General features: G+C 70.9%; 10 protein-coding genes. 1 reads left to right on the top strand and 9 read right to left on the bottom strand.

All coding sequences use genetic code 11. The annotated features are described in order from the left end of the window. Window positions 1-4 precede the first annotated feature (4 nt). From FHS74_RS13180 to ptsP, 4 genes are all read right to left on the bottom strand, one after another. Complete coding sequence (locus FHS74_RS13180; protein ID WP_184801104.1) at window positions 5-1,336, bottom strand: carbohydrate porin; 1,332 nt, start codon at window positions 1,334-1,336, stop codon at window positions 5-7. A gap of 80 nt (window positions 1,337-1,416) precedes the next feature. Then, entirely contained in the window at window positions 1,417-3,156 is a 1,740-nt protein-coding gene (locus FHS74_RS13175) for a fructose-specific PTS transporter subunit EIIC (protein ID WP_184801102.1), read from the bottom strand. Between the two features lie 39 nt (window positions 3,157-3,195). Then, the gene (pfkB, locus tag FHS74_RS13170; protein WP_184801100.1) at window positions 3,196-4,176 is read right to left on the bottom strand and encodes a 1-phosphofructokinase; all 981 of its coding nucleotides are present in this window, start codon (window positions 4,174-4,176) and stop codon (window positions 3,196-3,198) included. Further along, entirely contained in the window at window positions 4,173-6,692 is a 2,520-nt protein-coding gene (gene ptsP / locus FHS74_RS13165; protein WP_184801098.1) for a phosphoenolpyruvate--protein phosphotransferase, read from the bottom strand. The genes pfkB and ptsP overlap by 4 nt, the downstream gene beginning before the upstream one ends. A gap of 162 nt (window positions 6,693-6,854) precedes the next feature. On the opposite strand from ptsP, the gene FHS74_RS13160 reads away from it, so the two are divergent. After that, the gene (locus FHS74_RS13160; protein WP_184801096.1) at window positions 6,855-7,847 is read left to right on the top strand and encodes a LacI family DNA-binding transcriptional regulator; all 993 of its coding nucleotides are present in this window, start codon (window positions 6,855-6,857) and stop codon (window positions 7,845-7,847) included. Window positions 7,848-7,886: 39 nt separating this feature from the next. Here FHS74_RS13160 and mog read toward each other — a convergent pair whose 3' ends face one another. The 5 genes from mog to narI form a co-directional block, all read right to left on the bottom strand. Further along, entirely contained in the window at window positions 7,887-8,312 is a 426-nt protein-coding gene (gene mog, locus FHS74_RS13155) for a molybdopterin adenylyltransferase (RefSeq protein ID WP_343066913.1), read from the bottom strand. Between the two features lie 122 nt (window positions 8,313-8,434). Then, the gene (gene moaA, locus FHS74_RS13150; RefSeq protein WP_343066912.1) at window positions 8,435-9,439 is read right to left on the bottom strand and encodes a GTP 3',8-cyclase MoaA; all 1,005 of its coding nucleotides are present in this window, start codon (window positions 9,437-9,439) and stop codon (window positions 8,435-8,437) included. Continuing rightward, window positions 9,436-9,717 carry a hypothetical protein gene (locus FHS74_RS13145; protein ID WP_184801094.1) on the bottom strand — a complete coding sequence of 94 codons (282 nt, stop codon included), beginning with the start codon at window positions 9,715-9,717 and terminating at the stop codon, window positions 9,436-9,438. Before FHS74_RS13145 ends, moaA begins: the two co-directional genes overlap by 4 nt. 9 nt (window positions 9,718-9,726) lie before the next feature. Next, window positions 9,727-10,623 (bottom strand): peptidylprolyl isomerase, encoded by an 897-nt coding sequence (locus FHS74_RS13140; RefSeq protein WP_246463101.1) that lies wholly within the window; start codon window positions 10,621-10,623, stop codon window positions 9,727-9,729. Window positions 10,624-10,629: 6 nt separating this feature from the next. Beyond that, window positions 10,630-11,376 (bottom strand): respiratory nitrate reductase subunit gamma, encoded by a 747-nt coding sequence (narI, locus tag FHS74_RS13135; RefSeq protein WP_184801092.1) that lies wholly within the window; start codon window positions 11,374-11,376, stop codon window positions 10,630-10,632. Between the last annotated feature and the right edge of the window lies 1 nt (window position 11,377).

Here is an 11,377-nt window from a genome sequence, read left to right as displayed (position 1 = left end):
GACCCTATAGCGACCGCCCCCGCATGAGCCCCGCGATGTCCACGTCGAACCGCAGGCCGATGACGAACGCGTTGGGCGCGTCATGCAGACGGGCGGGGTCGCTGAACTGGTCGGGATGGATGACATATTGCAGGTTGGGCTGGATGCGGATGGCGTGGTCCAGTTGCACGCCGTAGCTCAACTCCATCATGATCTGGTCATCCGCCGGCGTGCCGCTGCCGCCCGCTGCCGCGCGGGCCAGGCGCAGGGCTTCCAGGGCGTCGTGGCTGTATTTCTGCTGGTTGACGACGAAGCCGATGGTGTCGTCATCGCGGCCGGCGAAGGTGCCGCGCTGGACCAGGCCCAATTCCAGGAAATGGTCTTCGATCAACCGGCCGCCGGTCCCGGTCATCGCCACGCCGAACAGGGTCAGGCCCCGCTGGGACGTGTCGTCGGGGCGCAGCACCATCTGTTCGAAACGGAAGAACACGCCCGAGCGGCCGTTCAGGGTGGCGTTGGGTTGGCCGCTGACCACGGCGGCGCGACCGCTGGCGTCGCGGAGCGGGTCGGTGTAGTCGGCGCCATCATACCAGCCGCCAATCTCGTACTTGCGGGGCAGGCGGTCAGTGGCGAACGTCGTCTGATAGCCCAGCGCCATCGGCGCGATGGCGCCCGTGGCGGTGGCGGTGCCCCAGTCGAAGCCATGCTCCGTGCTGGACTGGTGGCTGGGGTTCACCTCATAGGCGCCGGCGTGCAGATAGACCGTGGGTGTCAGCCAGGCGGTGGCGTGGGCGCCCCAGCTGGACACCGGCCACCAGGTGAAGCTGCTGGTCTTGAAGACGAAGGTCGGGTTGCCGCAGGCGGAGTTTATCTGGAAATTGGCGCAGAGCGACGACCCCAGGAAACTGATGTTGGCCACCGTGCGGCCGCCCTCCACCACCAGACGGCCGTCCATCAGGGATTGCTCCACCGTGAAGCGGGCCAGGCGCGTGTTTTGCGCGCCATAAATCTCCTGGAGCGAGGTGGTGCTGCCCAGGTACTGGGCCGCCAGGTTGCTGCCGTGGCGGTTCACCGCGGCGACATGCAGGGTGGCGCCGCTCCAGTCCACGGCGTTGTTCAGGTTCACGTCCGCGCCCAGCAGGATCTGGCCGGCATAGGCCGACCCCTGACGCATGCCGCCGCTGGGGTTGGCCGCCGCCTCGCCGGTATAGCTGGCCAGCCAGTCGATGGTCTCGCCCGTGCCCGGGTCACCCGCCAGGGCGGGGCCCGAGAGTATCGCGGCCATGGCGGCCACTGGAAACGTTTCCACCACAGGGCGTAGCAGTGGGCGCAGCACGGAACGCGCGATCTGGCGCATGGGATCACCTCTCCCTGGAATCTTGGTTATGGTTTTGGGGCTGTTGTTTTGGGGGATTGCGTGGTTGGTGGGCCCGACCGTCAGACCGGGCGCTTCAGGAGGCGCAGGACGATGGCCGTCACCCCGGCGCCGATGGCCAGCGCCGCGACATAGCCGCCGACGTGGCTGACGGCGTTGGGGATGGGCAGGACGAACACGCCGCCGTGGGGCACCCGCAATTCCGCGCCGATGGCCATGGAGATGGCGCCCGCCACGGCGGAGCCCGCCACCAGGGCGGGGATGACCCGGAGCGGATCGCGGGCGGCGAAGGGGATGGCACCCTCGGTCACGAAGGCCAGGCCCAGCACGGCCGCCGCGCCCCGGGTCTCCCGCTCCTCCGCCGTGAAGCGGTTGGCGAACAGCTGGGCGGCCAGGGCCAGGCCCAGGGGCGGTGTCATGCCCGCGACCATGGCCGCCGCCATCGGGGTGTAGACCTGGCTGGCGATCAGGCCGGTGGAAAAGGCGTAGGCCGCCTTGTTGATGGGGCCGCCCATGTCGAAGGCCATCATGCCGCCGATCAGGACGCCCAGCAGGATGGCGCTGCTGCCCTGCATGCCCTTCAGCCAGGTGGTCAGGGCCGCCAGCGCGTCGGCTGTCGGACCGCCCACGACGTAGATCATCAGCAGGCCGGTCAGCAGGGTGCCCAGCAAGGGCAGGATCAGCACCGGCTTCAGTCCCTCCAGCGTCCGCGGCAGGCGGATGTGGCGGTTCAGGAAAGCGGTGCCATAGCCGGCGATGAATCCGGCCAGGATGCCCCCCAGGAATCCCGCCTGAAGATTGGCCGCCACCATGCCGCCGATCATGCCGGGCGCGATGCCGGGCCGGTCGGCGATGGAATGGGCGATGTAGCCCGCCAGCACCGGCACGATCAGCACGAACGCCCCTTTGGCCCCCACCTGGAACAGGGCGTAGGCCAGCGTGCCCTTGTGGGCGTCGTCATAGGCGTAGATGCCGCCCAGCGCGAAGGCCAGCGCGATCAGCAGTCCGCCCGCCACCACGAAGGGCAGCATGAAGGAAACGCCGGTCATCAGGTGCTTGTAGGGGCCGGCGCGCCCGCCGCGCGCGGCCTTGCCGGCGGCGGCGGCTTGCGCCAGGTCGCGCCCCTCCGGCGCATTCCCCGCCGATGCGTTCAGGGGCGCCGCTTCCGCCAGGGCCCGCTGGATCAGGCCGGCGCCATCGGTGATCGCCGGCTTGGTTGGTGATTGGAACACCCGCTTGGCGGTGAAGCGGCCCAGGTCCACCTGGCGGTCGGCGGCGATGATGACGATGTCAGCGGCCGCGATCTCCTCCTCCGTCAGGCCGTCACGCGCCCCGACCGATCCTTGCGTCTCCACGCGGATGGCGTGCCCCAGGGCCTTGGCGCCCTGCTGCAGGCCTTCCGCCGCCATGAAGGTGTGGGCGATGCCCGTCGGGCAGGAGGTGATGGCGACGATGCGGCGCGGGCCGTCGGCTTTTGAGGGGCTTGCGGTCCGGTCCGGCTGGGCCGGTGCCAGGGCGCCCAGGGCGGCGGCGGGATCGGCCAGGACGGCCTCGATGGTGGCGCTGTGTTGGGGTATGGCCCCGAAGCGGTCGGCGTCCAACACGCCCGTCCCCACCAGCAGAACGGCCTGTCCTTCCTGGATGCGGGCGGGCTCCAGCGCGCCCAGGATGCCCTGTTCGGTGCGCACCTCCACGGCGATGGTGTGGCCCAGGCGGGTGGCGGCCTTGCGCAGGGCCTCGGCCGCCAGCATGGCATGGATGGTCATTTCGCCGGCGCCGATCACGGCCAACAGTGCAGACATGCTTCCTCCCCCGGGGCGGGTCTTGGGCCCGCCCGTCCTTCAGTGCGGCGTATGCGACGCGGTGGTTTGCGCCCAGGTCTCGGCGGGTGTCACCGTTACCTGGCTGGCAAGGTCACGGACGACCTCCACCCCCGGCAGATGGGGGCCGGCGCGGCCCAGCTTGGCCACGGCGAACCCGGTCGCCAGCCGGGCGACGGCTTCCAGCCCCAGGCCGGCATGAAGACCGGCCGCCAGGCCCGCCACCATGGCGTCACCGGCGCCCACGGTGCTGCCGCCCCGCACCTCGGGCGCTTGGGCGTGCAGGGCCTCGCCGGCGTTCACGAACAGGGCGCCGCCGGCCCCCAGCGACACGACGACCAGGGGGATGCCATGTCCTTGCAGGTGCCGCGCCGCGGCCAACAGGTCGGGTGGCGCCAGCGGCCGGCCGGCCCAGCCTTCCAGCTCATGCCGGTTGGGCTTGACGCAATGGGGCAGGGTGGCGGCGGCCAACGCCCGCGCCAGCGGCTCCCCGCTGCTGTCCAGCAGCACGCGGGCACCGGTGGGGGCCAGGCCCGCCACCATGCGGGCATAGGTGTCGGGTGGCAGGCCATCGGGCAGGCTGCCGGCCAGCACCACCAGGGTGCCTGGACCAACCGATTCCTCAAGGTAGGTCTGGATCCGCTCCACCGTCTCCGGGACGGCCACCAGCCCGGGCAGGTTGACGTCGGTGGTGGTGCCGTCGTGACGATCCAGCAGCTTGATGTTGGTGCGGGTCTCGCCAGGCGCGCGCAGGAAGCGGTCGAGGATGCCCTTGGCGGCGAAAAGCGCCTCGAACGGGGCGGCGTTGTCGGCGCCCAGCAGGCCGGTCGCGGCCACATGCAGGCCCCAGTCGGCCAGGCAGGAGGCCACGTTCACGCCCTTGCCGCCGGCATTGTGGCGCACGGCCACGGCCCGGTGCACATGACCGGGCCGCAGGCCGTCGAGGGTGACGGTCTCGTCGATGGCCGGGTTCAGCGTGACGGTGTGCAGATCGATGCTCATGCCATACCTCCTCCCAGGGCGCGCACGTCTTCGGCGGCCTCGCACGCCAGCGCCTCGGCCGCCAGGGCGCGCAGCGCGGTCAGGTCGCTGTCGCGCAGGCGCGCCTTCACCGCCGGCACTTCACGTGGGGTCATTGACAGTTCATGCACGCCCAGGCCGGTCAGCAGCGCCGCGCCGAAGGGGTCGCCGGCGATGCCGCCGCACACCCCCACCCAGCGGTCATGCTTGGCCGCCCCCGCCACGGTGGCCTGGATGAGGCGCAGCACGGCGGGGTGCAGGCTGTCCGCCTGGGCGGCCAGCTGCGGGTTCTGGCGATCGATGGCCAGGGTGTACTGGGTCAGGTCGTTGGTGCCGACCGAGAAGAAATCGGCATGGCGGGCCAGCCCCTCGGCCTGCAGGGCGGCGGCCGGCACCTCGATCATGATGCCCAGCGGCACCGCCGGCGCGTCGACCTCGGCCCGGATGCGCTCGCTGACCGCGCGCAGGGCGATGATCTCCGCCGCCGTGGTGATCATGGGGAACATGATGGACAGGGCGGCGCCCGCGCGGGCCGCGCGGTACAGGGCGCGCAACTGCGGCTCCAGCAGGTCGGGCCGGCGCAGCAGCAGCCGGGCGCCGCGCACGCCCAGGAAGGGGTTCTCCTCGTGCGGCAGGTTCAGGTGGGCCACCTGCTTGTCGCCGCCGATATCCAGGGCGCGGACGATCAGCGGCCGGTTGCCCAGCGCTTCGGCCATGGCGCGATAGATGTCGAATTGCTCATCCTCGCTGGGGGTTTCCCCCCGTTCCAGGAACAGGAACTCGGTGCGCATCAGGCCCACGCCTTCCGCCCCTTGCGACAGGGCGAAGGCCGCCTGGTCGGGCAGGTTGATGTTCGCCCCGATGGAGACGGTGTGGCCGTCACGGGTGCGGGCGGGCAGGGCGCGCGCCTCCGCCTCGCGGGCGCGGGCCTCCGCCTTGACCGCCAACCACTGCCGGGCGGAGGCCAGGTCGGCGTCGGTCGGTTCCAGGTACAATTGTCCCGACTGGCCGTCCAGGATGGCGCTGGCGCCGTCGGCCAGTTCCAGCAGGGCGGCACCGCCGCCCACCAGGGCCGGCAGGCCCAGCGTGCGGGCCAGGATGGCGGTGTGCGATGTCGGGCCGCCCACGGCCGTGGCCAGGCCCACCACGCGGGCCGGGTCCAGGCCGGCCGTGTCGGATGGCGACAGGTCTGGCGCCACCAGGATGCAGGGCGTGTTCGGCAGGTCGAGCAGCGAGTTGGCGCGCAAGGACGGGTCGATGTGACCCAGCACCCGGTGGCCCACGTCGCGCAGGTCGGCGGCTCGCGCGGCCAGAACGGGATTGCCCAGGGCGGCCAGCCGGCTGGCCATGCGGTCCACCGTCTGCTTCCAGGCCCAGGCGACGCCGTGCCCCTCCACCATCAACTGGCAGGCCAGGGTGATCAGGTCGGTGTCGTTCAACAACTCGGCCTGGGCCTTGAAGATGCCGGCGTCGGTGGCGCCCAGCCGGCGGGCGGTATCGTCGGCCAGGGCCTTCAGTTGCTGGCGGGTGCGGGTCAGCGCCTCTTGCAGCAGGCTGCCGCCCTGCGTCAGGCCGGTGGGGTTATCGGGTACCACCGGGTCGGCGGCCTTGAGCACATGCAAGGGGCCGATGGCCAGCCCGGGGGCCGCCGGCACACCGCCGATGGCGGTCAGGGGTGCGGGGGGCGTCCAGCCGGCGCGCGGCGTCTGGCGGGCGCGGCTGGCGGCCAGCGCCGCATCCATCTTTTCCTGGGCGCTCAGGCCGGTGATGGCCTGGCGCAGGGCCACCAGGGCCCCCGCGGCGTCGGCGCCCGCCGCCGAGACGACCACCGTGTCGCCGGCGCGCAGGCCCAGTTGCAGCAGGGCGATCAGGTTCTTGGCATCGGCCGCGTGGTCGCCGTGCCGGACGCGGACCTGGGCGGCGAAGCGGCGGGCGGTGTCCACCCAGTGGGCGGCCGGCCGGGCGTGCAGGCCGGTGGGATAATCCACCGTCCAGTCGAACCCCGGCCCCAGATCACCCACCGGCGCGGCGGCCGTGTCCGGGGGCGGGGGCGTCTCCTGGCCCAGGGCGGCCGCGATCTCCCCGGCGTCGGTGGTCGTCAACAGGCGGTTCAACCGGCTCTCATCCTGGATCAGGCGGGTCAGGCGGCGCAGGATGGTGATGTGCGCGTCGGACTGGGCGGCGATGGCCACCACCAGGCGCGCGCGCTGGCCGGCGTTCCACTCCACCCCATCGGGCACCTGCAGGATGGCCAGGCCGTTGCGGCGGACCAAGTGGCGATCTTCCCCCAGGCCGTGGGGAATGGCGACGCCATGGCCCAGGAAGGTGTTCGCCACCTCTTCCCGACGGACCATGCTTTCCTCATAGGCGGGGTCGACGCACCCGGCGGCGACCAGCATCTGCGCGGCCTCGCCAATGGCGTCACGCTTTCCGGCCGGATGCGCGCCAAGGCGGATCAGCTCACGGGGCAGCAGGTCGCTCTCAACGGCGAAGGGCATTCTCGGAACCTCCCGATTTCATTCTTGGGATTAGTGGTAACGTTTCCACAAAAATTGTCAAAGGGAATCCGGCGATAGGGCTGGGGGTATGGGCCGCAATCCCCTTGATCGACCGCTGAAAGGCTTTAGACTGAGGCAAAATAACTGGAAACGATTGCGAACATGACGGTCACCATCAAGGACGTCGCCCGGGTTGCCGGCGTGTCGGTTTCCACGGCGTCCCGCGCCTTGGGGGAGGGGCCGGTCAGCGCCGAGGTGCGGGAACAGGTGCGGGCAGCGGTGCGCGCCACCGGCTATAAGCCCAATCTGTCCGCGCGGCGGCTGCGCTCACAACGCACCCAGACCATCGGCCTGATCGTCGCCGACATTCGCAACCCCTTCTTCACCGCCGTCGGCCGGGCGGTGGAGGACGCGGCCTACCGCGCCGGCATGCGGGTCATCCTGTGCAACACCGATGAGGATCCGGCGCGCGAGGCGCTGTACCTGACCCTGATGCAGGAGGAACGGGTGACGGGGCTGATTTTCGCCCCGACCCGCGCCACCGTCGACCGGCTACAGGCGGACACCCTGGATTTTCCGATGGTGCTGATCGATCGCGCCGGCCCGGGCGGCCAGTTCGACACCGTGCTGTTGGACAATCGCGAGGCCAGCGCCACCCTGGTGGATCATCTGGTGGCCAGGGGCTACAGCCGCATCGGCGGCCTGTTCGGCGCCACCAGCACCACCGGCGTCGAACGGCGCGACGGCTATCTGGCGGCCATGGCGGCCCGGGGCCTGACGGGTGAGGCGCGCTTCGTGGCGCCATCGGCGGACGCCGCCGAAAGCGCCGCCACCGACTGGCTGCGGCAGCCTGACCGGCCCCAGGCCCTGCTGGTCAGCAACGGGCTGTTCCTCACGGGGGTGGTGAAGGCGGCCCGGACCCTGGGGCTGCGCATTCCCCAGGACATCGCCATCGCGGGCTTCGACAACGAACCCTGGACGGAACTGGTGGAGCCGGGCCTGACCGTCATCGAGCAGCCGGTGGAGACCATCGGCCGCGAGGCCATGGCCCTGTTGTTCCAGCGCCTGAAGACCCCGGACGCCCCGACGCGCAAAGTGGTGCTGTCCGGCCGTTGCGTCGCCCGGGGCTCGACGGCCCCCCGGCCGGTGGCGTGACGGCCAGGCCGCGCGGGGGCCGAGGGTGGCGAACCACGATCATCCGTTTCCGGCCGCGCCCTTGTCGGCGGGCCTGAAGGCGGTGATGGCCGCGGGATCGGTATCGATCCGCCCGGCGCCGATCAGGTCCAGACAATAGGGCACGGCGGCGAAGACGGCCCTGAGGCAGACATCGATGGCCGCCGGCTTGCCCGGCAGGTTGATGATCAGGGTGCGGCCCCGTATACCCGCCGTCTGTCGCGACAGGATGGCGGTGGGCACGTCGCGCAGGCTGGCGAGGCGCATGGCTTCACCAAAGCCCGGCAGCTCCTTTTCCATCACCAGCCGCATCGCCTCCGGCGTCAGGTCACGGGGCGACGGGCCGGTACCGCCCGTGGTCAACACCAGGTCCACCCCGTCGCCATCACACAGGTCGACCAGCGCGTCGCGGACGCTGTCCAGGCCATCGGGAACGATGCGGCACACGGGCGTCCAGGGGGTCCCAGGGCCTGCCGCAACCATGCCTCGATGGCGGGTCCGCCCCGGTCGACATACTCGCCCCGGCTGGCCCGGTCCGATATGGTCAGAACGCCGATCCGAACCATGGCCTATCCCCCCAAAGCGGACATGGGGCGCGCCACGGCCGGGCGCCCCCCGGCATCGATACGGAAATCATGGCCGCGCGGCTTGGCCAGGATACCGGCGGCGATGGCGGCGTGCAGCGCCGCGTCCCCCTCCGATCCACGCAAGGGCGCGCGCAAGTCCACCCGCTCCTCCTGCCCCAGGCAGGTGTATAGCACGCCCGTCGCGCTGACCCGCACGCGGTTGCAGCCTTCGCAGAAGGAATGGCTGAGCGGGGTGATGAAGCCGATGCGGCCACCCGTCTCCGCCACGCGGGCGTAGCGGGCCGGGCCGCCGGTGCGGTCGGCCGTGTCGGCCAGTGACCACCGGGTTTCGATCTCCCGGCGCAGCCGGTCCAGCGGCAGGTACTGGTCGGTGCGGTCCACGCCCACATCGCCCAGCGGCATGGTCTCGATGAAGGTCAGGTCCATGCCCTGGCGGTGGGCGAAGGCGATGAGGTCGTGGACCTCCCCTTCCGTGATGCCGCGCAGGGCCACGGCGTTGAGCTTCACCCGCAAGCCCGCCTCCGCCGCCGCCCGCAGGCCCTCCATGACCGTGCCCAGGGCGCCGCCCCGGGTCAGGACGCGGTAGCGGACGGGATCCAGCGTGTCCAGGGAGACGTTGACGCGTCGCACCCCGGCGCGGGCCAGGTCATCAGCATGGCGCGCCAACTGCGTGCCGTTGGTGGTGAGGGTCAGGTCGCGCAAGCGACCCGCGCGCAGATGCCGAGACAGGCCGGCGACCAGGTCCATGATGCCGCGCCGCACCAGCGGTTCACCCCCGGTGAGGCGCAGCGTCGTCACGCCCAGGGTGATGAACGCGGACGCCAGGCGGTCCAGTTCCTCCAGCGACAGCAATTCGGCGCGGGGCACGAAGACCATGTCCTCCGCCATGCAATAGACGCAGCGAAGGTCGCAGCGGTCGGTCACCGACAGCCGCAGATAGCTGACGCGGCGGCCGAAGGTGTCGATCAGGGCGCAGCCGCCGCTCACGCTTCCGCCTCCGGCAGCACCTTGACCAGGATGGCGCGCACCGCCGCCAGCCCCGGATCCTCCGCGCGGCTCATGATGCCGATAAGTTGGGTCCAGTGATCGTCGGACGCGGCGTCCAGGAAATGCCGCACGCAAACGGCCACGACATTGGCCGACGGGTAGCCGGTGACCTCCGCCCAGGCCGTCACGCGCGCGGACAGGGCCGGGTCGTCCAGCGCCGCGAGCACGCCCCGCGCCACCGCCGGATCGTCCAGGGACGCGATCAGGTTTCCGAACATGGGATCCCCCTATTGCACCAGGGGCGAGGACGCCCCTGTCAGATCGATGCCATGGATTTCCGCCCGCCCCGCCAGCAGGGCCAGGTACTGCGCCGTCGCCCGGTGCCGCACGTGATCCTCCAGGTAGGCGGCGATGCGGTCCCGCACCGCCTCGAAGGGCAGCAGGCGCCCGCCGATCTTTCGGTTCAGGCGGATGAGATGGACGCCGTAGCGGGTCTCGACGGGCGGGGAAATCTCGCCTTCCGCCAAGGTGACCAACGCCGCCTCGAACTCCGGCGTCGTGTCCCCCGGGCCGATCTGCCCCAGGCAGCCGCCCACCGCGGCTGAGGGGCAGCCCGAAAACTCGCGGGCCAGGGTGGCGAAACGATCCGGCGCCGCCGCCAGGGTCCCAGCCAGGGCCGTCGCCTTGTCCCGCGCGGCGGCGAAGGCCGCGCCATCGTCGCGGCGGGCCGTGATCAGGATATGGTCGGCCTCATACAGGTCCGGCGTCATGAAACGGCGGGGGTTGTTCCCGTAGAAACGGCGCGCGCTGGCCTCGTCCGCCTGGGGCAGCGCCACCTCACGCTCCAGCAGGGCGCGCAGCAGCGCATCCTCCGCCGTTTCCACCCGGCCGTCGGCGTCGGCCTGGGGCGTCACCGGAATGTCCAGGCGCCGCCCCTCCTGCAGCAGCAGTTCACGCAGGACCAGGGCGCGGGCGGCCGCCTGCCACGCCTGGGCGGGGGTCTGCGCCGGGAAATACTGCACCTCCTCGGCGATGGCCTGCCGGGAAATGACCACGCCGTTGACTGTGATCGGCGGGGGCGCCGCCTTCAGGCGCTCCATCAGGATGTTGCGGGAGACCTTGGCCTCGCCCGCCCCGTCGGAGGGCGCGTGGGGATGGTGATGAGGGTGATGATGCTCGCCCATGGTCCGTCACTCCGCCGGATGGCGCGCCGCGGCGCCCGAAGGTTTGGTCACCACCCCGCGCGGCTGGGCGAAGCGTGAGCGGACCACCTGGTAACCCGGCCGCGCCAGGTACCACACCGGCGCGCTCCACACATGAACCAGCCGGGTGAAGGGGAAAACCAGGAACAGGGTCATCCCCAGCAGCAGGTGGGTCTTGAAGATGGGATGGACGTCGGCGACATGGGCGGCGGCACCGGGCTGCAAGGTCACGATGCCCTGGGCCCAAGCCATGAACTTCACCATTTCATGCCCGTCCATATGGTTCAGCGACACGAAGATGGTGCTGAGCCCCAGGGTCAACTGCGCCCAGAGCAACAGCAGGATGGCGGTGTCACCGAAGCTGGAGGTGGCGCGGATGCGCGGATCGAACAGCCGGCGATGGGCCAGCAGCGCGATGCCAGCGAAGCAGGCGACACCGGCGATGCCGCCGACGGTGATGGCCAGACCCTGCTTGAAGCCATGGCCGATGCCCAGGGCATCGAACACCCAGATGGGCGTCAGCAGGCCCCCGGCATGGCCGAGGAAAATGGTCAGGATGCCGATGTGGAACAGATTGGACCCCAACCGCAGCTGCCGTCGGCGCAGCAGTTGGGAGGACCCGGTCTTCCAGGTGTACTGCTCGCGGTCGAAACGTATGAGGCTGCCCAGCAGGAACACCGTCAGGCAGAGATAGGGATACCAGCCGAACAGGATGCCGTTGATGGTCTCTGACATC

It is taken from the genome of Nitrospirillum iridis (assembly GCF_014205765.1).
Classification (GTDB): Bacteria; Pseudomonadota; Alphaproteobacteria; order Azospirillales; family Azospirillaceae; genus Nitrospirillum; species Nitrospirillum iridis.
This window is presented reverse-complemented; position numbering and strand designations above follow the sequence as displayed.